Raw genomic sequence first — 20679 nt, 5'->3', positions numbered from 1 at the left:
CGTAAGCGCCAGACACAGGCGGCACAGCAGACCATGAAATCAGAAGGCTAGCCGAGAAATGCCGCTCAGAGTCGATATCGGTCACTCGTCGCTCACCGGACCGCGCGAGCGCAACGAGGATTTCTGCGGCATGGTCACCCCCGCTGGGGCCGAACTCGACAACAAGGGCCTGATCGCCGCCGTCGCCGACGGGGTCGGCGGCCACCAGGGCGGTCGCGAAGCCGCCGAGTACACGGTCCGCGGCCTGCTTTCCGACTACTACGCGACGCCCGACACGTGGAGCGTGCCGCACGCGCTAGATAAGGTCATCGCCGCGCTCAACCGCTGGGTAATGGCTGAAGCCGGCCGGCACCCCGATCTCACCGGCATGGCCACGACCTTGACCGTTCTCGTCCTGCGCGGCCGTCGCTACGTCAGCGCGCACGTCGGTGATTCGCGTCTCTATCTGCTGCGTGACGGCATGTGCACACGTCTGAGCAGCGACCACGTCTGGGAACATCCGGAACTCAAGAACGTGCTCTCGCGCGCGGTCGGCCTCGACCGCCACTTCCAGCTTGATTTTGCCGACGGCGAACTGAAGGTCGGCGATTGCTTCCTGCTCTGCAGCGACGGCGTCTGGGCGGCGATCGGTGACGGCCGCATCCGCTCCGCATTGCTCGCCCATCCCGACGCGCAGCAGGCAGCCGCGTCGCTGACCAGCCTGGCGCTGGCGGCCGGCGGCCAGGACAACGCCAGCGCCGTCGTTGCGCGCATCGAAGAACTGCCGGCAGAGAACCTGCGCGACTCGCTGGAAGGAACGGCGCGCCTGCCGCTGCCGCCGCAGTTCAAGCCGGGCCAGGAAATCGACGGGCTGCAGATCGACGAAGTGCTGCACGACTCGCGCGCCACCCTGCTCTACCGCGTCACCGATCTTTGCTCACGCCAGCCACTGGTGCTCAAGACGTTGCGCCCGGAGCTGGCCGACGACGGCGAGGAAATCCGCGCGCTGATCATGGAGGAGTGGCGCGGCCGGCGCATCACCTCGCCCTTCTTCGCCCAGCTGCTGCCCGCCGAAGGACGCAGCTGCCTGTACTACCTGCAGACCTGGCACGAGGGAGCGACGCTGCAGAAAATGCTCGACGCCGGCCTGCACTTCACCGTTGCCGACGCCGTCCAGCATGCCGTCCGCCTGATGAAGGGGCTCTCGGCGCTGCACCGCCTCGACGTCGCGCACCGGGACATCAAGCCCGACAACATCCACATCGGGCGCGACGGCCGCCTGCGCATCCTCGATCTCGGCGTCGCGCTCAGCCTCTCCGAGGACGACCCCGCCACCGGCAGCCCGGGCACCCCCAGCTACATGGCACCGGAGCTGCTCGCCGGCGAGCGCGCCGGCCCGGCGCACGACCTCTACGCGGCCGGCGTGACGCTCTACCACCTGCTCACCCGCAAGTACCCCTACGGCGAGATCGAGCCTTTCCAGCATCCGAAATTCGGCGAACCGGTAGCACCGACGCGCTACCGCCCGGACATCCCCGGCTGGCTGGAAAATGTCCTCCTCAAGGCGGTCGCCAGGGATCCCGCGCAGCGCTTCGAAACCGCCGAGGAATTTCTGCTGGCGCTCGAACGCGGCGCCCACCGCCCGGTCGGCCGACCACCTGTCACGCCGCTGGCGCTGCGCAACCCCCTGCTCACCTGGCGGATCATCGCCGGCGTCTCGCTGCTGCTCAATCTGGTGTTGTGGATGCTGCTGACGCGCTGACCTGTCCGCTCGGACACATCGAAGGCCCTAGCAAAGTCACATCTCTTTATCCATCGCCGCCAACGTCCATTGCCGTTCGCCGTCCTCCCCTTTCAGCACAACCATTGCCCCTGCCAAGTGGCGGAGCTCTATGGCGTTTGGTGTGGAACGGGCGCCGGCGTCGTGCTCGCTGGTGTAGTGTTGCGCGCAGCATGAAACGCATACATCCCAGCCACCACAGGGGTTGCGTGCGGCTGTCGGGCTTGCTGAAAGTCTCGTCGGGTAGGCGGCAACACGCCAGCACGCTGGTCATTGCGAGGAGGCGACGAGAGCCGCCCCGGCATGGACGATGCGAATTTCAGCCACCACAGGGTTTTCGCCCTGCTTTCAGCAGTCGCCAAAAGTCTCATTGAGAATGCAGAACACCACTAGCGCGCGCCCTCGCGCGAAATCGAACGACGGCGCACGAATGCCGCCATCAGACCGAGTCCAAGCAGCAGATTGGCCCAGGTTTGCGGCTCGGGAATGGCGCAGACCTGCGGGTCGGAAACGACCCGAACCAGCGTAAAAGTATCCCCGCCGTCACTTAACTGCAGAGTGTTACAACTTACGGCGGCGGAAGCGATATTACTGTGCGACAGGCCCCATTCCCCCGACGTATCCACGAGCGTCGTGGACGAAAAAGCATTCGTGAGCGCATTCCATGTGAAGCTGCCCTGTTCCATGCCATCCTGTCCGCTGGGATCGAGGATCGAACTTCCGTCTTCGGCCATCATGTAGCTTCCGTCAGACAGGAAAGTGATAAGCACCGTGCTGGCAGCTTGTCCGCCAGGGGTGGCATACCAGGAGCCGACAATGGCGCTGGTTGGGCTGGTTACGCGATTCAGCGTGACACCGACATCGATCGTCATCGTGTCACCGGAAATGCCGATCGAGGTCAGGCCCGAGTGAGACAACCCCCACTGCCCCGACGTGTCCACGAGCGTCGTGGACGAGAAAGCACTGGTGAGCGGATTCCAGGTGTAGGTGCCTCTTTCCATGCCGTCCTGCCCACTGGGGTCGAGGACCGAACTGCCGTCTTCGGCCATCCAGTAGCTTCCGTCTGCAAGGAACGTGATGACCGCAGTGCTGTCAGCCTGTCCGAGGTGGGTGCCATACCAGCCTCCCACAATGGGTGATGCGTGCGTTGGTAGCGAACCGAGCAAGCTGATGGCAACGAGACTGAACGCGAATAGATCGTGAAGTGGTTTCATCGTTGGACCCCAAAAAAAGCCGCAATCGGAGAAATTTCTCCTGGAAACAGCAAGGTGCGCGGGAATCCAGTCGCAGGCAAGCTGCGGCAACGGTGTGTCCCCCACACGTTCCACTACTCCCCTGACCGAAGGGGCCTGCTGCGTCGCAGGCGAAACGGGAACGCCGCAAGAACTGTGCGGCGGGCGGGACGCAAGCGAATATGCAAACTGCAAGCACAAAGCATGCCGGAAAATACTTTGTCATGGAATCAGGGCGTTGTGTGTACGCCGAATTCGGACTGTAAAGAATTCCGACAAGATTCCTTTTCCAGGGGTTGCAGGAACACTAATTCCCGAGCCGCTGAGTGCCGTGCTCGGGTTCGATGCCGTTTATGATCGTGCGCAGCGGCAAATGTCTGGATTGCCGCGTCGACTGCGCCTCCTCGCAATGACGGCAGGTGGGGAATGTTTGCCGGGAGTGGGCAACGCGGGGTGCCCCATGTGACTGGTGAAATCCCGCCACCGCAGGGGTTCCACCCTGCGGTCAGGGTCGCTGAAAGTCGCATCGGGAATGCAGCACTACGTTCGCCACTCGCCCGGAATCGCGCCGGAAGTCGGCAACGGGTTGGCACCAATACCGTCAGAATGCCTGGCACCAATAATGGCCTCAGGCTTCCTTGTCACCCCGCAGCGCGGCCACCATCGAGCGCTCGCCAGACCCGCAGAAATACCACAGAACCTCTGCATGTCTTTGTTTTAAATATTGTTGCTTTCTGGCGCTTTGCTCGCCACAAATCTTATGTCGCGGATGTGGATAATCGGCTGGTGCGATTGGGCGCGTAATGCCGACGAAGAACGTCCTTGCATTCCGATCTTCGATTGGTGTTAGTTTGTACTACGGAAAGACCCCACCTTGACCAGAAATCAGGCGATCTGCTTCGCGGCCAAAGGAGAAAAACAAGGGCGTACCGTGCAGCTGCGAGGGTAAGCGTAGGCGCAGCTGACGCGCGATGGAGGCTCGTCGCGACTCCAAGAGACAGCATTACCCATATTAGGAGGTGGTCATGAATCTGACAGTCAAAGTATTGCTGGGGATGGCGCTAGGCATAGTGGTTGGCCTGGTGATCAACCTGGGCGGCATGAATGCCGCAGGCTCGCTAATCAACGAATACCTGGTCAACGGCCTGTTCCACGTCGTCGGCAAGATGTTCGTCAACGCATTGAAGATGATGGTCGTTCCCCTGGTGCTCTTTTCGCTGATCTGTGGTGTCTGCGGCATCGGCGACATCAAACTGCTGGGGCGTATCGGTTCGAAGGCTTTCGTCCTGTATATGGTCACCACCGCGATCGCCATCGCCACCGGCATCCTGCTGGCCGCCAGCCTGGGCATCGGCGAAGGCATGAACGCCGAAACCACGGCGAAGTTCACCGGCAAGGAGTCGCCGCCCTTGTCCGAGGTCCTGATCAACGTCATCCCGTCCAACCCGGTCAATGCCATGGCGCAGGGCGAGATGCTGTCGATCATCTTCTTCGCCATTCTCTGCGGCGTCGGCCTGCTGCTGGTTGGCAAGAAGGCCAAGACGGTCGTCGAGTTCGTCGAACTGCTCAACGAAGTGATGATGAAGATGGTCAGCATCATCATGGCGCTGGCGCCTTACGCCGTGTTCTGCCTGATCGCCAAGGCGATTGCCAGCCTGGGACTGGATCTGCTGGCGCAACTGCTTGGCTATGTGCTGGTGCTCATCGGTGTCCTGCTCTTCCACCTCTTCGTCACCCTGCAGGTGGTGCTCAAGGTCTTCTCTGGACTCGGTTCGAAAATCTTCCTGGCGAAGATGCGCAATGCACAGGTGTTCGCCTTCAGCACCTCGAGTTCCAATGCCACCATCCCGGTGACGCTGCGCACGGTCACCGAACGCCTGGGCGTCAAGAACTCCGTCGCCTCGTTTACGGTCCCGTTCGGCGCCACCATCAACATGGACGGAACGGCGATCATGCAGGGCGTGGCCACGGTATTCATTGCCAACGTCTACAACGTCGATCTCGGCATGGGCGGCTATCTGACGGTCATCCTGATGTCGGTGCTGGCGTCGATCGGCACGGCGGGCGTGCCCGGTGTCGGCCTGATCATGCTCTCGATGGTGTTCACCCAGGTCGGCCTGCCGATCGAAGGCATCGGACTGATTCTCGGTGTCGACCGCTTGCTGGACATGATCCGCACCGCGGTCAACGTCTCGGGCGACGCGGTGGTTTCGGTGATCGTCGCCAAGAGCGAAGGGCAGCTGAACCTGGACGTCTATAACGACCCCGACGCCGGCGCCTTCAACACCGCCGACGTGCATCTCGACGAGGAGGTCGAGCGCGAAATGGCGCAGGTGGTCAGCAGCACGCACGACCACAGGTAGCAAGTAGCAGGACTCCCGACGACCACGCGCCCGCCCGGCGGCGCGTGGTCGTTTCCTTGTCCGTGACGCGTTCACACAGACGCATGCTTGCCGCCGCTGTCGCCGGCAGCGTCAAGAAACAACTGCCGCGGCCGTTATCGTGCCCGGGCGAGAAGGCCTCGAGCTTGTCGCCTTCACGCGACTCACCAATGGTGATCAGGGATTCGTTACACTGCGCGGCGTGGGTCTGCGCAAACAGTCCATCTGGACGATACTGGAACAACGGGAGAGAAAATGATGGGACGAAACATGATGGCACATCTTGTCGGCGGCACTTTTCTGGCCGCCACGGTGCTTCTCGGGGGCCTCTGCACGGCCCTGGCCGACGACAAGGCTGAGCAGCCGGTCACGCCCGCGAAGGAGATCACGGATCAGCGAGCTCTCAAGCTGCTGAAGGATATGAGTGACACTCTGGCCGCGGCGCGGACACTCGCCTTCAAGGCCCGCAGCCTGCTGCCCCTGGAGGCGCCGAGCGGGCAGTACGTCAGCCTCTTCGCTGCGACACGCGTACGGCTGCAGCGGCCCGACCGCCTGTTCGTCGAGTCGCGCGGCGACCTCGTGCCAACCGACCTTTACTACAACGGCAAGACGGTGACGGCGATCGGCCCGGCCAAGAAGTTCTACGCGCAACACGACGCCAGCGGCAGCACCCTCGACTCCGTCCTCGCCCAGGAACAGCCGGGCGCGGACACCTTGGCGCCCTTCGTTGACCTACTGGTCTCCGACCCCTACGCCCGCCTCACCAAGGATCTCTCGAGCGCCCTTCTGGTAGGGCAATCGACAATCGACGGGGTCAACACCGATCACCTGGCGTTTACCGCCCCCGGCGTTGACTGGGAGCTCTGGATCGGCACGCGGGACAGGCTGCCGCGCCTGGTAATCGCGTCGTACCGCAGTGGTGAGCGGCAGCCCACGTTCACGGTCGAGTTCTCGGACTGGAAGCTCAATGCGCCAATGCCGACCCAGAGCTTCGAGGTCGCCATTCCCAAGGACGCGGTGAAGCTCGAGTTCAAGCCGATCGGCCTTGCGCAGTCCAAATGAGTGACATGAGGAGCAAAACGATGAAACCGGTGAAAAAACTCATTCTCGGCGTCGCGGTGACCGCGAGCGTCCTGGCTCCCCTTGCCGACGCCAACGCCTGGGTCGCGGCTGGACGCGGATGGGGCGGACGAGGCTTCGTTGCCGCCGGCCACCCCTACCATGGCGGCTACTACCACGGCGGCGGCTACTACCATCGCGGTTGCTACGGGTGCGGCGCGGCCGCGGGTGCCGTTGCCGGCCTGGCGGTTGGAGCGATGACCGGGGCAGCGATCGCCAGCGCGGCGCAACCGGTGGTGGTCCAACAACCCGTCTACGTGGCCCCACAGCCGGTTTATGTGGCCCCACAGCCGACCTACGTGACCCCGAACAATTTGCCGATCGGCAGCCAGTACGCGGCACTGCCTCCCAACGCCCGACACATGACGGTGAACGGTGCCCAGTACTACCAGAGTGGGCCGAACTGGTACAAGCCCTACTTCGGGTCGAGCGGCGTGTATTACGAAGTGGTGCTGGCGCCGTAAGCGCCATGCCCTATCTCGCGTAGTTGCGGGCCGTTCGACGATCCTTTTCCTCTCCGCAGAAAACGATGCGCGTGCTATTGGTCGAAGACGACCCGATGATCGGCAAGAGCGTCCAGCAGGGCCTGCGCCAGGAGGGCACCAGCGTGGACTGGGTGCGCGACGGGCAGGCGGCCGAACTGGCGCTGACGACGATTCCCTACGAGCTGCTGCTCCTCGACCTCGGCCTGCCCGGCAGGTCCGGGCTGGAGGTTCTCGCCAGGCTGCGGCGTTCGGACAACGGCATTCCGGTGCTGATCATCACCGCCCGCGACGCCGTCACCGAGCGCATCAAGGGGCTCGACAGCGGTGCCGACGACTACCTGGTGAAACCCTTCGACCTCGACGAGCTGTCGGCGCGCATGCGCGCGCTGCTGCGCCGCCGTTCCGGTCGCGCCAGCCCGGTCATCGAACACGGCGATCTGCGCATGAATCCGGCAACTCACGAGCTCACTCAGGACGGCAAGCCGGTAGCGCTTTCGGCACGGGAATTCGCCCTCCTGCAGGCGCTGCTCGAACAACCGGGAGTGCCGCTGTCGCGGGCGAAACTCGAAGAGCGGCTGTACGGCTGGGGAGAAGAGATCGAAAGCAACGCCGTCGAGGTCTATATCCACTCGCTGCGGCGTAAGCTCGGAAGCGAGCGGATCAAGAACATCCGCGGTGTCGGCTACCTGGTGCCGCCTGGCCGATGACGTCGATCCGCCGCCAGTTGCTGCTGGCGCTCCTGTCGGTGATTACGCTGACCACGCTGCTCGGCGCGCTGGCCACCTACCGCACGGCGCGCGACGAGGCGAACGCGATGTTCGATTACCAGCTGCGCCAGCTGGCCCTGTCGTTCCGCGACCAGGTGTTCCAGGGCGGGCGGCCGCACGATTTCACGATCGACGGCGACGCGCAGGACTTCTCGATCCAGGTCTGGCGCCCGGACGGCACCCGCCTCTACCTGTCGCACCCGCGCAACGAACTGCCGGACCGGACGCCGCTGGGCTTCGCGACCATCGATACCGGCCATGGCAAGTGGCGTGTCTTCGGCATGCAGCAGCACGGCCAGACGATTCAGGTCGCGCAGCCGATGCATTCGCGCGACGAACTGGCGTTGGCCGCCGCCTTGCGTACCGTCGCCCCATTCCTGCTCATGCTGCCGGTTCTCGGAGTGCTGATCTGGGTCGTCGTCGGCCGCGGACTGCGCCCGCTCGACGCCGTCGCACGCGCGGTCAGCACGCGCACCGCGGTCGCCCTCGACCCGCTCCCGGAAAATCGGGTGCCGAGCGAAGTCGTGCCACTGGTACGCGCGCTGAACGAGCTGCTCGACCGGCTCCAGCACGCGCTGCAGGCGCAGCGCGAGTTCACTGCCGACGCCGCGCACGAACTGCGCACGCCGCTGGCGGCACTGAGTCTGCAGGTACAGCTTGCCGAGCGCGCACCGGATGCTGCCGCCCGCGCCGAGGCCTTCGGCGAATTGAAGGGCGGTTTGCAGCGCGCGACGCATTCGGTGCAACAACTGCTGACCCTGGCCCGCCAGGAACCGGGCAGCGGAGAACGTGCGACCAGCGCGGTACACCTTGGCGATCTCGTGGCGACGGTGATCGCCGCGCAGCTGGCGCTGGCCGAAGCGAAGGGAATCGATCTCGGCGCCGCGCCCGGCACCGACAATGATGTTATTCGCGGCGACCAGGAAGCGCTGCGCATCCTGATCACCAACCTGGTCGGCAACGCCATTCGCTATACCCCGGCCGGCGGTCGCGTCGACGTTACCGTCGGTGACGATGACGGCGTGTTCATCGAAGTCAGTGACTCCGGCCCTGGCATTCCCGCCGCCGACCGGCAACGCGTCTTCGACCGCTTCTATCGCCGCGCACAAAGCGAAGAAGCGGGCAGCGGCCTGGGGCTGGCCATCGTCAAGACCATCGCTGAACGGCACCAGGCGACGGTGCACCTCGGCGAAGCCCGGCTCGGCGGCTTGTGCGCACGCGTTCAATTCGACCGCTCAGCCTCCGCCACCAATTCGTCCACCACTCCGACCCGCACTTCGTTTTAAGTCAGTCTTAAGTCATGGCCGTCTATCGTACGTTGCACCGGAAGCGATGCGCTTCCTCGATGAAACGAAAGAGGAGATCACCATGCAAGCAACGACCTTCAAACGCAGTCTGCTGGCTGCGGCACTGATCGCCGCCGTCGGCGTCGGCTACGCCAAGCTGGGCGGCGACGTCATCCGCCCGGCCGACGCCGTTGCCGCTCTTGCGGCGCCGAGCGCAGCGCCGCTGGCCAATCCTGCCGTCGGGCTGCCCGATTTCCGGGCAATCGTCGAGCACAGTGGCCCGGCGGTGGTCAATATCAGCGCCGTCGGAGCGTCGAAAACGGCGTACTCAGGCGGCGACCGGGATGAACGCGTCCCCGAGCTTTTCCGCCACTTCGGCATTCCGATGCCCGACGGCGGAGCCCCCTCGCGCGGCATGGGCTCGGGCTTCATCGTCAGCGCCGACGGGCTGATTCTGACCAACGCCCACGTCGTCAGCGATGCCGACGAGGTCACCGTCAAGCTGACCGACAAGCGCGAATTCAAGGCCAGGGTCGTCGGCCTCGACAAGCTCACCGACATCGCCGTGCTGCGTATCGCCGCCAAGAACCTGCCGGTCGTTCGCCTCGGCAGTCCGGGCAGCGCCCAGGTCGGCGAATGGGTCGTCGCCATCGGCTCACCGTTCGGCTTCGAGAACAGCGTCACCGCCGGCATCGTCTCGGCCAAGGGCCGCTCGCTGGCCAGCGACAGCTACGTGCCGTTCATCCAGACCGACGTGGCGGTCAACCCGGGCAACTCGGGCGGACCCCTGATCAACCTGAACGGCGAAGTGATCGGTATCAACTCGCAGATCTACAGTCGCAACGGCGGTTATCAGGGCGTGTCGTTCGCCATCCCCATCGATGTGGCGATGAACATTCAGGAGCAGTTGCTGAAGAACGGCAAGGTCAGTCACGGGCGCCTCGGCGTCACCATCCAGGAAGTCTCGCAGTCGCTGGCCGAGTCCTTCGGCTTGAAGAACACCGCCGGCGCGCTGATCAGTTCGGTCGAGAAAGGCAGCCCGGCGGCGGCCGCCGGTCTCGAAGCGGGCGATATCATTCTCAAACTGGACGCCACGGAAATCGGCAGCTCGGCCGAGCTGCCACCCCTGGTGGCGGCGATCAAACCGGGAACGCAGATCGCGCTGCAGGTCTGGCGCAAGGGTGGCACGCGCGATATCGCGCTGTCGGTCGGCGAAATCCCGACTCAGGCGCAAGCGGCGGCCAGCGGCGGCGAAGCCGACAATCCTCGCCTTGGTCTGGCACTGCGTCCGTTGAGCCCGCAGGAGCAGCAGGCAAGCGGCATGGCCGGCGGTCTGCTCGTCGAGAACGTCAGCGGCCCAGCCGCCAAGGCCGGCATCCGGCGGGGCGACATCGTCCTGTCGCTCAACGGCCAGGAGGTGCGCGACATCGCCCAGCTGCGCACGCTGCTCGACAAGTCCGGGAGGAAGGTCGCCCTGCTCATCGAGCGCGACGACGCGAAGATCTTCGTTCCGGTCGACATCGGTTGAGCCCGTCTCGGCGCCGTCAGGCTGCAGGTGGGGTGATCGCGCCGCCTGCAGCGCCGGCCATTTCTCGCAAGGAAGCCCGCCAATGATCGACGCCCTGTTCGACCTTCTCGGCACCTTCTATCAAAGCGGCGACTTCGCGCAGGCCGAATGGATCGCACGCAGCATTTTGCAGGCGATCCCGGACGATATCGTGTCGCTGCAGTTTCTTGGTCTTGTCTATTATCGGACCGACCGTCGCAGCCAGGCGCTGCAGGCGTTCAGCGCCGCCGATCCGGACGCGCCAGCGGCTCCACCGGTCGCCGGCGGGCCGGATCTGCTGGCCTCGGCGCAGTGCCTGCGCGCAGCGAGCGGCCACGGCTCGGCACTGGCGGGCGCCTGGTACGACCTCGGCCTGCTGCTCTTCCGCCTGGGACGCGACCGGCAGGCGCTCGGCGCGCTACAGGCCGCGCTTTGCGCACGCCCGGACTATCAGGCGGCGAAGGCGGCGGTCGCGCGAATCGCCGGATTTTCTGCCCACCGACGAGTGCGGGCCAAGCGGCGAGAACTGGCGCCCCGCGTGGACAACAGCTTGCCCGGCAGCCAGCAGGAATAGCGGCAGCCGCAGGGTCAACGCCGCGTGCAGCGAGCACAGCCGTGCTTGCCGACGGCAACGAAGAGTGGAATCATGCACCGGTGAAGGTCCCTCGCCCCATGGGCACATCCCCCACCAAGGTCATCATCGTCGCCGACTCGGTGCTGGTGCGCCAGTTCGTCGCCCAGGCGCTCGCCGGCGAAGCGGGGATCCAGGTCATCGGCAGCGCCGCCGATCCGCTGCTTGCCCTGGAGAAAATGCGCCGGCAATGGCCGGAAGTGCTGGTGCTGGACGTCGAGACGCCACGCCTGGACAGCCTCTCGTTCATGCGCAAGGTGCTCGCCGAGCGAGCGACGGCCATCGTCATCTGCTCGTCGCTGGCCAAGCGGCAGGGACCAGCGACGCTGGCGGCGCTGGCAGCCGGCGCCGTCGGCAGCTTCTGCACGCCGGCGATCGGCGTGCAGCCCGCCGCCGGACATCATGCCGAGGCCATCGTGCGCGCGGTGCGCGCCGCTGCGCAAACCTGCCTGCCGCCGCAAAGGCGAGCGACACCAGCACCGACCAACGATCTGCTGCGCCCGAAGAACTCGGCCGACGTCATGCTTGCCGCCGGTGCGGCGACCGCCAGCGCCGGGAGTACCGAGCGCATCGTGGCCATCGGCGCGTCGACCGGCGGCACGCAGGCGCTGGAGTTCGTTCTGGGCCGACTGCCGACAAGCTGCCCGGGAATGGTCATCGTCCAGCATATGCCGGAGCGCTTCACCGCGATGCTCGCCCAGCGCCTCAACGAGATGTGCCAGATCGAAGTGCGCGAGGCAGGCCACGGCGACCGAGTCGTCGCCGGCCGGGCGCTGATTGCGCCCGGCAACAGGCACATGATGCTCAGACGCAGCGGCACCCATTATCTGGTCGACGTCGTCGACGGACCGCTGGTCAACCGCCACAAGCCATCGGTCGACGTGCTTTTCCGCTCGGTGGCCAGGTTCGCCGGTGGCAACGCGCTGGGCATCATCATGACCGGCATGGGAGACGATGGCGCTCGCAGCCTCAAGGAAATGCGCGACGCGGGCGCCCGGACGATCGCCCAGGACGAAGCGAGTTGCGTCGTCTTCGGAATGCCCAAGGAAGCCGTCAGGCACGGTGGTGCCGAGCAGGTCATGGCTCTCGAACGGATCCCCGGCGCCCTGCTCGCCTTCGGCCGCAACAGCACGCTGCTCGGCGTTTCCTGAAAGGCGCCTGGCGGCAGCCGCTTCGCCACGCGGGCTACCGCCGGCGAAAGGCCGGGGTATGGCAGCCGGCGTGTTGCGCAGCGAGTGGCGAGGGTGAGGTGTCGTCGGCTGCACATCGTGTTCACTCGCACGCGGCCATCGCGTATCCTCCGCCAATGGGGATTCTTGGAGTCATCGCGGCGTCGGAGCCGCATACCGCCGAAGCCGGCGCCTGCCTTCTGCGCCGGGGCGGCAACGCGGTCGATGCCATCGTCGCCGCCAAGCTCGCGGCGACCGTCACCGAACTGCCGCTGACCTCGCTGGGAGGCGGCGGCGCGTGCATCTGGGGCGACGCCGACGATGGCTACAAGGTCCTCGACTTCTTCGCAGCAACACCGGGGCGCGGCCTCGCCAGCCCGCCGCGCCTCGACTTCGCGCCGGTGACGGTCGATTTCGGACGCACGACGCAGGTTTTCCATGTCGGCAGGGCGGCAGCGGCTGTCCCCGGGGAACTGGTCGGACTGCTCGAGCTGCACCGGCGCGCCGGCCGCGTACCGCTGCGCGAAGTCGTCGCGCCGGCGGTCGCCTGGGCGCGTGACGGCTTCACGGTCAGCCCGCAGATAGCGATGATCATTTCACTCGTCGCGCCGATCGCCCGCCGCTCGCCGACCGTGGCCAACCTGTTCTTCCCGCGCGGAGTCCTGCCGCAAGCAGGCGATCGCCTGAGCAACCCGGATCTCGGCGACTTCCTCTACGCGCTTGGCGAGGGCGACACGGACACCCACGTCGCCCGCTACTGGGCGGCGCTGGTCGCCAACTTCGGCCCGGCGCAAGGCGGACTGATCACCGCCGAGGACGTGGCGGCGTACGCGCCGGTGATCCGTGCACCGCTGCGCGTCGGCTTTGGCCCGTACACGGTGCTCACCAACCCGCCGCCGGCGGCCGGAGGCGGCCTGATCGGCGCCGGCCTGCGTATCGCCGAGCGACTCGGTCTCGGCGAAGAGGAATTCCTGTCGCGCGAGCAGCAGCTGAAGATGGCGGCGCTGCTGGCGACGGTATCGGAAATCCGCCAGGCGGGTTATGACCACCGCCTCTACGCCGACCCGGGATCGATTCTCGATCTCGCCGCCGGCGACGGCATTCCCGCCTGGGGTGCGCGAACACAAACGCTGATTGCCGAGAACCAACTCGGCGCGACGACCCACATCTCGGTCATCGACGCCGACCGCATGGCCGCGGCGATGACCACCAGCAATGGTGAGGGTTGTGGCGAAGCCCTGCCCGGACTCGGTATCCACGTCAACAACTTCCTCGGCGAGGACGACATCAACCCCAGCGGTTTCCATCACCGGGCAGCGGGAACCTGGATGAGCACGATGATGTCCCCGACGATCGTCGTCGCCGGCGAACGGCCATGCTTCGCGCTCGGCAGCGGCGGCTCAAATCGGATTCGTAGCGCCATCCTGCAATCGCTGCTCAACCTGCTGGCCTATCGCCGCCCGCTCAAGGAGGCGGTGAACGCGCCGCGCCTGCACGTCGAAGGGGCCAGATTGTGGTTTGAAAGTCACGGCCTCGGTGCCGGGGCCGCCGACGCCCTGCAGGCGGCATGGCCGGCAGCGACCCGCTTCGACGAGGCGAGCCTGTTCTTCGGTGGCGTCAACTGCGTCGCCAGCGGTCATGGGCACCTCTATGGCGCGGGTGACCGCCGGCGTGGCGGCGTCGTGGTGGTCACCGAACAGTAGCGTGCACGCACGCTCGCTGCCGGCGACGCCCCGCGTCTCGGGCTCCATGGTTTCGCTGCCGCGGTATCGATCTCCGGCCGGAACCCGACGCTTTAGAAGCTGTAGCGCAGCTCCGAATAGACCCGGTCGCTGTCGTCATAGCGGCCGAAGAATCCCAGCGGCGGGCCGTTGAAGATATCGACGCCGACCGCCAGGTCCCAGTTCTTCTCGAAGTTCCAGCTGACCCGCGGGCGCAACATCCAGTCGTTGCGGTTGAGGCTGGAAATCCATAGCGCCTGCGCCTCGAACCTGTCGCCGAACTTGCGGTTCACCAGCAGGCTGTAGCCGTTCTCGTTGGCCGACTCGATGATATCCGGGCTGTGGTCGAAGAAATGACTCTGGAAGACCTGGACGTTGACCCGGGTGTCGGTAATCTGGGAAAAGTCCAGGCCGAGCACCCAAGTGAGCGTGTTCTGCGCGACCAGTCCATCGGGGGTCGTCAGATTTGTTGACTGATACTTCTGGCCGCTGGTGTAGACCGCTTCGCCCTTGAGAACCGTCGAACCAAGGTCTTTGGCAAAGGTCGTTCCGTACTGGTCGATGCGCTCGTGCCGCGCCTGATACTCCACCGTCGGCTGCGCTCCGGCAATGATCTGCCGGTAGAAGGTCGGCGCGACGCTCATGCTGCTGTAGGCAAATGCCGCCACATCCCAGCCGTTCTGGAGAACGGAAAGGCGCAGGCCATAGTTGGTGTTCTCGAGGTTTTGCGTCGGAATCTTCTCGTTGCGAAAAGTGGCCTGGCCATAGGGTATCAGCGTGTAGTCGTAGAACTGCGCCCCCGGCTTGCCGATGTTGTCGTAGCTGGCCACCGGGATCCAGATCGCCTCGGCGTGAAAGTCGCCCTTGAAGTACTCGGCCCGTGCAGCCCACTGCGGAATGCGCAGGATGTCGAACTCGGGGAGCACGAAATGCCGCATATCCTTGGCCGAAACGACATCGCCGAACAACAGACCGACCATTTCTCCCCAGATGATGTGCTGCCGACCGACACGGAAATCCCAGTCGCCGGCGCCGATATCGATGTAGTTCTCGCGCAACATCGCATTCAGGGTTTGATTGTCGTTCACCGCCTGCGGGTAAAAATCACTCATCGGATAAACGGCGTCGAAGTCCACGCGCGCGCCCAGATGCCACTTGACGCCACTGCCGAAATCGCCCTGCGCACTGACATCGGCACGTGTCATCGCCTCCGACCAGTGCGCCGGCCCGGGCGTGGTGTAGGCCATGACGTTCTGGATGAAGCCGCGGTAGCGAACCGGGCGCGACGCCGACTGGGCAACAGCCTGCGCCGCCTTTCCTTTCGGCAGGGCATCGTCGCCGTCGCCGAACAGGGCATCGCGGCTAAGCGGCAGTTCGTCGGCGGGCGCAGCGACGGCTGGCGTATCGGTCCCAAACAGGGCGTCGCGACTGAGCGGCGGTTCGCTTGCCGGGGCGGCGGCTGGAGCGGCGACCGGCTTTGCGGCGGGCTTCGCAGCCGGCTCGTCGGTGCCGAACAGCGAATCCCGGCTCAGCGGCAGATCGTCCGACTTGGCGGCGAGCTGAAACGGCACCCGCTCTGGCGTGGCGGCGAGGAGGGCATCGCCAGCAGCGCGCCCGGCGTGATCCGCCGGCTGGGCCAGAAGCGACAGCGGCAAGCTCGCCAGAAGCAGGGCGAGAACGGTCAAAGGCTGCTTATTTCTGATCTGCATTGCGGTTTTCCCCGTTGCTATCCGGCGCCTCGATCGGCGCGCTGTCCTGCTTCTCGTCGTCATTGACTGCCGGCTCCTCGTTAGCCAGCGCACTCGCCGGCTCGTCGACAACGGCTTCCGTCGGACGGTGACGCGCCAGCGACCACTTGCCACTCGAACGCTTCCCGAGCAGGGCGATCTCGCCATCCTCGACGCGGACCAGACGGTCGGCCTTGGCGATCACCCGCCTGTCGTGGGTAGAGAAGATGAAAGTCGTCTTGAGCTTGCGATTGATCCTCTTCATCAGAAGAAGGATTTCCTCACCGGTCTTGTGATCGAGGTTGGCGGTCGGTTCGTCGGCGAGGACGATGGCCGGCTTGATCACCAGGGCCCGGGCGATGGCCACGCGCTGCCGCTGACCGCCGCTCAGCTGGTTCGGACGGTGATTGGCAAACTTTGCCAGGCCAACGATATCGAGAAAGTACGCCACCCGCTCGCGCCGTTCGGCAACCGACATATCGCGGCGGTGAAGCAGCGGATACTCGACGTTTTCAGCCGCCGACAGCACGGGCAGCAAATTGAACGTCTGAAAAATGAAACCGATGGTCCGCGCGCGAAGATCGGCGAGCTGGTTCGGCGTCCGGCCGCTGACGTCCTTCTCGTTGATGTAGATCTTGCCGCTGCTTGGGGTGTCGATGCAGCCGATCAGGTTGAGCAAAGTTGTCTTGCCGCTGCCCGACGGACCCGCAATTGCCAGAAACACTCCCGGGTCGAAGGCCAGCGTGATGTCCTTGAGCGCTTGGACTTTCTGCTCGCCGAGTTGATAATCCTTGTAAACGTGGTCGATGCGGACAACTTTCATGCGGTGGCACTTCCTGCCAACCGACTGAACGGCCAGCACAATGAGGTGAAAACGATGGAAAGCATGACGATCCGCCATTCTGGTGTCAAGACTGCCTTGGCGCTTCTCCTGCTGACTTTCTCCGCCTGGAGCGCGGCAGCGCCGGCGGCAACGCCCGCGCAGGAAGATCCCGGCAACGAGGCCATGGCCCGGATGATCGTCCAGAAAGCCGACGAGGTTCGCTTCCCCGCCGACAGCTTTCAGGTCGACGTGGCAATCACCACGACCACCAACGGCGACAACCCCGACGTGCATAAGTATCGGGTGCTGTCCAAGGGCAACACCAACAGCGTGGTGATGGTCACCGAACCGGCATCCGAGCGCGGTCAGATCATCCTGATGAAAGGCCGCGACCTGTGGATCTTCATGCCTGAAGTCTCGCAGCCAATTCGCCTCGCCCTCTCGCAACGGCTGACCGGACAGGTGGCCAACGGCGACCTGGCACGGGCCAATTTCGCCGCCGACTACAACCCGAAGCTTCTGCGCAGCGAGAAGATCGGCGACGACAGCTATTTCGTGCTTGAACTGATCGGGGTCGACCGCGGCGTCACTTACCAGCGGGTGCTTTACTGGGTCCGGGAAAAGGACTCCTGGCCGTACCGCGCGGAGTTCTATTCGCTCTCCAACCGCCTGCTGAAAACCTGCAAGTACGAGAACTACCAGACCATGGAAGGCAGGAAGCGCCCGACTCGACTGGTCATGGAAGATGCGCTGCGCGGCGGCGAGCAGTCGGTCCTGGAATACGGCAGCATGAAGCTGCGCGATCTTCCGGACAAGATCTTCACCAAGGATTACCTCAAGAAACTCGACTGACGTGGCGCCCGCCAAGGGTGCGAGCCCCGCACTTCGTAGTAGTATGCGCAGGTCGTGCCGGCAGCTCGCCGGCCAGACAGACAACACCACAAGGGCGGCGGATGTTTCTTTCCAACTTGACAGAACTGACCATGAGCCAGGGCTACCGGCGGTTCTTCAGGGTCGTGCCGGCGCTGACCGACGAGCTGCGCGCCGAAAACTACCGCATCCGGCACCAGGTTTATTGCCAGGAGCTGGGTTACGAGCCGCTGCGCCCCGAGGGTCTCGAAGCCGACGCCTACGACAAGCAGTCGCTGCACTGCCTGGTGCAATCGGTTTCGACGGGGGACTTCGTCGGCTGCGCTCGCCTCGTGCTGATCGATCCGGAACTTGCCCAGGAGGCCAGGCTACCGCTGGAGATCAGCTGCGCGGAAACGCTGGACCGCTCGATCGTCGATCCGCTGGCGCTGGACCGATCACGCATTGCGGAAATCTCTCGCCTGGCGGTGATCGGCAGCTACCGCCGCCGGCCGGGCGAGAAGGAAAGACCCATCTCGATCTCGGAGGAGGACTTCGGCACTGCCAAGCAGCCGCGCCAACCCTACCTCGCTCTGGCGGTCTATCTTTGCCTGATTTCGCTGGCTCGCAGCTACGGAATCACCACCCTGTTCGTCCTCACCGAGCCGCGTCTGGCGTCGAACCTGACGCGCCTGGGCGTCAATGTCGAACAGATTGGCGGCGCGATAGAACACCGCGGCACCCGCGTTCCCTCGATGCTGTCGGTCGATGAAATCATCGACGGCATGAACTTCGTCGTCCGTACGCTCTTCGAAGTCGTTTCACGCGAGGTCCAGGAAGGCATCGACGCTGCCGGCGAGAACGCTGTTCGCGCCGGGCACAACCCGTTTTCCTAGCCCCCCAGGACAATGCGCGCGCTTTCCCGCCACTCTTCTGCCGCAAGGACACCGTTTCGCATCCTCGCTCACGACGATGTATAGCTTGCCGGAGCCCGTCCGCCACGCCATCGAGTCGGGACGCGCCCCTTCGCCGCCACAGGTCCTGCTGCGCCTGCTGCAGATGGTCGACGACGACAGCACGACGATGGCCAAGCTGGCGGGCCTCGTCGAACAGGATCCCGGTTTGTGTACGCGCGTGCTGACGGCCGCCAATTCACCCGCCATTCGCCGCGGCACGCAGCTGCGCAGTATCGAAAACTGCCTGATCGCGCTCGGAACCAGGCTGGTGCGTTCGATCGCCACCTGCCTGTCGGTGCAGAACCTGTTCGACGAACGCGCCGGCACCCGGTCGGTCGACCTCTCCGCCTTCTGGACGCACTCGCTGCTCGTCGCCGAACTGTCGCGAAGCCTGGCTGCGGCCAGCGGCTACCAGCGACCGGACGAGGCCTACCTGGCGGGACTCCTGCACGACGTCGGCGAGCTCATTCTGCTCTCGGCACTTGGCGACCCTTATTTGCAGCTGCTTGCCACCTGCCCCAGCGAAGCTGAACTTTCCGCTCGGGAAAGCGCGCAGTTCGGCGTTCATCACGGCGAAATTGGCACCTGGCTGGCCGACCAGTGGCATCTCGATTCGCCATTCGCCGACGGCATCCTCTTCCACCATCTGCCCGCCGAGCAGATCGTCACCGCCGCCGGGCTCCCGCAGCTGGTGTGGCTGGCGCACGCGCTGGTCTCCTGCGACGAGATTCCGCACGGACTGGCAGCCCTCGCCGAGCAGATGCTGGGCAACGGCAGCAGCGCTCGCCTGACCGGCCTGCGCGACCAAGCCGAACAGCGGATGTGCATCATCGCCGACGCCATCGGCATCGCCCCCCCGGAAAGAGCAGCTGCCGGCGGTAGTTCGAACGGCATGCCGCGGGTGCTTGGCGCTCGTCGCTGCTGCGAACACGACGCCCACGAGCAGATCGCCGCGATCATCGGTGAGCGGGCACTGATGGCTCCCTTGCAGGAGGATCTCTGCAGCCTCGATAGCGACGCCGAAGTCCTCCTCTCGCTACGCGAATCGGCACGCATCCTGTTTGACCTCAACCACCTCGCCTTCCTGCTCTGCGAGCCGCAGGGCGGCCAGCTCACGGGCAAAGGCGTTGCCGCACAGCCGGCGATCTTTGGCCAGGTCAACATCCTCGCCGAGGCGCATCGCAGCCTCGCCGCCGCGGCCGCGATCAGCGGCCTGATCTGCTCGACCTACGACCGCGGTGCGCCGCCCGCGAATTCGCTGATCGACATCCAGTTTGCCCGAGCGCTGTCAAGCGCCGGCCTGGTGTGCATTCCGATGATCGGCCGCGGGCGGACGATCGGGGTGATCGTCGCCGGGCTGAGCGCCGGTCAGCACACCCGCCTGACGCGCCGCCTGCCCTGCGTGGCGAATTTCGGACGCATCGCCGGCGTCACCCTGGAAAGCTGGCGCAACGCACAGGACCTTCGCCAGGAAGCCGACGAAGCGGTGTCGGCGCGCTTCACTCGCCACGCCCGACGCGTGGTTCACGAAGCGGGCAACCCGCTGACGATCATCAAGGGCTACCTGCGCATACTCGACGGCAAGCTACCGGCGGGAGCAGGCGTGCACCACGAACTCAAGGTGCTCAGCGAAGAGATCGACCGTGTGGCCAGCATCGTGCGGCGGATGAGCGAAGTTCCCGCAGGCGGCAGCACCGACAAGGCAGTCGATGTCTGCGAGCTGGTGCGCGAGCTGCTGCAGCTCTACCGCGAAACACTTTTCGATGCGCGCGGAATCGGTATCGAAACCTCCCTGCCCCTGCGCCCGGTGCGCATCGCCGCCGATCGTGGCAGCATCAAGCAAATCCTGGTCAACCTCTGGAAGAATGCTTCCGAAGCGCTCTCACCCGGGCAGCGGGTCAAGCTTTCGCTGAGTGAAGACATCCTTCACCAGGGACAGCCGGTTTGCGAATTGCGCATCGAGGACAACGGTCCCGGCATGAGCGCAATGGCGATGAGCGCGCTGCACCGCGCCGCCGAAGGTCGGCTCGGGGCGACGCGTGGCATCGGTCTGTCGATCGTTGGCGCGCTTGCCCACCGCCTTGGAATTCCCGTCTCGTGCCGCAGCAAGGCCGGCCAGGGGACCATGATTTCACTGCTGTTGCCAACACCGGGCCGCGTAGAGTGCCGGAGCGACGGCGAAGCCAAACCCAACTAAACGAGAAGAGCGCGTCGCCGAACACCCGTCA

Annotated in this window: 16 protein-coding genes; 13 read left to right on the top strand and 3 right to left on the bottom strand. The window is 65.1% G+C overall.

Features of this window, described 5'->3' with window-relative positions:
- Window positions 1-58: 58 nt before the first annotated feature.
- Entirely contained in the window at window positions 59-1741 is a 1683-nt protein-coding gene (locus QZ613_RS03315; protein WP_291864806.1) for a bifunctional protein-serine/threonine kinase/phosphatase, read from the top strand.
- A 407-nt stretch (window positions 1742-2148) separates the two neighbouring features.
- Here QZ613_RS03315 and QZ613_RS03310 read toward each other — a convergent pair whose 3' ends face one another.
- Window positions 2149-3063 carry a PEP-CTERM sorting domain-containing protein gene (locus tag QZ613_RS03310; protein WP_291981502.1) on the bottom strand — a complete coding sequence of 305 codons (915 nt, stop codon included), beginning with the start codon at window positions 3061-3063 and terminating at the stop codon, window positions 2149-2151.
- Between the two features lie 953 nt (window positions 3064-4016).
- Between QZ613_RS03310 and QZ613_RS03305 the strand changes: the two genes are divergently transcribed.
- From QZ613_RS03305 to QZ613_RS03265, 9 genes are all read left to right on the top strand, one after another.
- Window positions 4017-5354, top strand: coding sequence for a dicarboxylate/amino acid:cation symporter (locus QZ613_RS03305; protein ID WP_043563659.1), 1338 nt, complete (start codon window positions 4017-4019; stop codon window positions 5352-5354).
- A 288-nt stretch (window positions 5355-5642) separates the two neighbouring features.
- Window positions 5643-6434: a DUF2092 domain-containing protein gene (locus QZ613_RS03300; protein ID WP_291981500.1), complete on the top strand. Its 792-nt coding sequence runs from the start codon at window positions 5643-5645 to the stop codon at window positions 6432-6434.
- Between the two features lie 20 nt (window positions 6435-6454).
- Window positions 6455-6955, top strand: coding sequence for a hypothetical protein (locus tag QZ613_RS03295; RefSeq protein WP_291864814.1), 501 nt, complete (start codon window positions 6455-6457; stop codon window positions 6953-6955).
- A 65-nt stretch (window positions 6956-7020) separates the two neighbouring features.
- Window positions 7021-7683: a response regulator transcription factor gene (locus tag QZ613_RS03290; protein ID WP_291864817.1), complete on the top strand. Its 663-nt coding sequence runs from the start codon at window positions 7021-7023 to the stop codon at window positions 7681-7683.
- Entirely contained in the window at window positions 7680-9029 is a 1350-nt protein-coding gene (locus tag QZ613_RS03285) for an ATP-binding protein (protein WP_291864820.1), read from the top strand. Before QZ613_RS03290 ends, QZ613_RS03285 begins: the two co-directional genes overlap by 4 nt.
- Window positions 9030-9111: 82 nt before the next feature.
- Entirely contained in the window at window positions 9112-10557 is a 1446-nt protein-coding gene (locus QZ613_RS03280) for a DegQ family serine endoprotease (RefSeq protein ID WP_291981498.1), read from the top strand.
- An 82-nt stretch (window positions 10558-10639) separates the two neighbouring features.
- Complete coding sequence (locus QZ613_RS03275) at window positions 10640-11149, top strand: hypothetical protein (RefSeq protein ID WP_291981496.1); 510 nt, start codon at window positions 10640-10642, stop codon at window positions 11147-11149.
- Between the two features lie 98 nt (window positions 11150-11247).
- Window positions 11248-12357 (top strand): chemotaxis-specific protein-glutamate methyltransferase CheB, encoded by a 1110-nt coding sequence (cheB, locus tag QZ613_RS03270; protein ID WP_291981494.1) that lies wholly within the window; start codon window positions 11248-11250, stop codon window positions 12355-12357.
- Window positions 12358-12512: 155 nt separating this feature from the next.
- Window positions 12513-14078, top strand: coding sequence for a gamma-glutamyltransferase (locus tag QZ613_RS03265; RefSeq protein ID WP_043563672.1), 1566 nt, complete (start codon window positions 12513-12515; stop codon window positions 14076-14078).
- Window positions 14079-14170: 92 nt separating this feature from the next.
- On the opposite strand, the gene QZ613_RS03260 is transcribed toward QZ613_RS03265, so the two are convergent.
- Together QZ613_RS03260 and QZ613_RS03255 are read right to left on the bottom strand one after the other, a co-directional pair.
- On the bottom strand, window positions 14171-15805 hold the full coding sequence (locus QZ613_RS03260) for a DUF1302 family protein (protein ID WP_291864832.1): 1635 nt from the start codon (window positions 15803-15805) through the stop codon (window positions 14171-14173).
- Window positions 15789-16646: an ABC transporter ATP-binding protein gene (locus QZ613_RS03255; RefSeq protein ID WP_291864835.1), complete on the bottom strand. Its 858-nt coding sequence runs from the start codon at window positions 16644-16646 to the stop codon at window positions 15789-15791. The genes QZ613_RS03260 and QZ613_RS03255 overlap by 17 nt, the downstream gene beginning before the upstream one ends.
- A gap of 54 nt (window positions 16647-16700) precedes the next feature.
- Here QZ613_RS03255 and QZ613_RS03250 point away from each other — a divergent pair, with 54 nt between their 5' ends.
- From QZ613_RS03250 to QZ613_RS03240, 3 genes are all read left to right on the top strand, one after another.
- On the top strand, window positions 16701-17498 hold the full coding sequence (locus QZ613_RS03250) for an outer membrane lipoprotein-sorting protein (protein ID WP_043563678.1): 798 nt from the start codon (window positions 16701-16703) through the stop codon (window positions 17496-17498).
- 131 nt (window positions 17499-17629) lie between these two features.
- A complete protein-coding gene (locus QZ613_RS03245; protein WP_291981492.1) occupies window positions 17630-18391 on the top strand; it encodes a PEP-CTERM/exosortase system-associated acyltransferase in 762 nt (253 codons plus the stop codon).
- Window positions 18392-18467: 76 nt separating this feature from the next.
- The gene (locus QZ613_RS03240; protein ID WP_291864841.1) at window positions 18468-20648 is read left to right on the top strand and encodes an HDOD domain-containing protein; all 2181 of its coding nucleotides are present in this window, start codon (window positions 18468-18470) and stop codon (window positions 20646-20648) included.
- Window positions 20649-20679 lie beyond the last annotated feature (31 nt).

It is taken from the genome of Candidatus Accumulibacter sp. ACC005 (assembly GCF_907163215.1).
GTDB lineage: Bacteria > Pseudomonadota > Gammaproteobacteria > Burkholderiales > Rhodocyclaceae > Accumulibacter > Accumulibacter regalis.
Note: the sequence above shows the minus strand (reverse complement) of the source record. Positions and strands in the feature narration are given on the sequence as shown.

Coding starts and splice junctions, on each gene's coding strand:
- QZ613_RS03250 (WP_043563678.1), top strand. CDS start 16,701: ATGGAAAGCATGACGATCCGCCATTCTGGTGTCAAGACTGCCTTGGCG.
- QZ613_RS03295 (WP_291864814.1), top strand. CDS start 6,455: ATGAAACCGGTGAAAAAACTCATTCTCGGCGTCGCGGTGACCGCGAGC.
- QZ613_RS03240 (WP_291864841.1), top strand. CDS start 18,468: ATGTATAGCTTGCCGGAGCCCGTCCGCCACGCCATCGAGTCGGGACGC.
- QZ613_RS03260 (WP_291864832.1), bottom strand. CDS start 15,805: ATGCAGATCAGAAATAAGCAGCCTTTGACCGTTCTCGCCCTGCTTCTG.
- QZ613_RS03300 (WP_291981500.1), top strand. CDS start 5,643: ATGATGGCACATCTTGTCGGCGGCACTTTTCTGGCCGCCACGGTGCTT.
- cheB (WP_291981494.1), top strand. CDS start 11,248: ATGGGCACATCCCCCACCAAGGTCATCATCGTCGCCGACTCGGTGCTG.
- QZ613_RS03275 (WP_291981496.1), top strand. CDS start 10,640: ATGATCGACGCCCTGTTCGACCTTCTCGGCACCTTCTATCAAAGCGGC.
- QZ613_RS03255 (WP_291864835.1), bottom strand. CDS start 16,646: ATGAAAGTTGTCCGCATCGACCACGTTTACAAGGATTATCAACTCGGC.
- QZ613_RS03245 (WP_291981492.1), top strand. CDS start 17,630: ATGAGCCAGGGCTACCGGCGGTTCTTCAGGGTCGTGCCGGCGCTGACC.
- QZ613_RS03265 (WP_043563672.1), top strand. CDS start 12,513: ATGGGGATTCTTGGAGTCATCGCGGCGTCGGAGCCGCATACCGCCGAA.
- QZ613_RS03305 (WP_043563659.1), top strand. CDS start 4,017: ATGAATCTGACAGTCAAAGTATTGCTGGGGATGGCGCTAGGCATAGTG.
- QZ613_RS03285 (WP_291864820.1), top strand. CDS start 7,680: ATGACGTCGATCCGCCGCCAGTTGCTGCTGGCGCTCCTGTCGGTGATT.
- QZ613_RS03280 (WP_291981498.1), top strand. CDS start 9,112: ATGCAAGCAACGACCTTCAAACGCAGTCTGCTGGCTGCGGCACTGATC.
- QZ613_RS03315 (WP_291864806.1), top strand. CDS start 59: ATGCCGCTCAGAGTCGATATCGGTCACTCGTCGCTCACCGGACCGCGC.
- QZ613_RS03290 (WP_291864817.1), top strand. CDS start 7,021: ATGCGCGTGCTATTGGTCGAAGACGACCCGATGATCGGCAAGAGCGTC.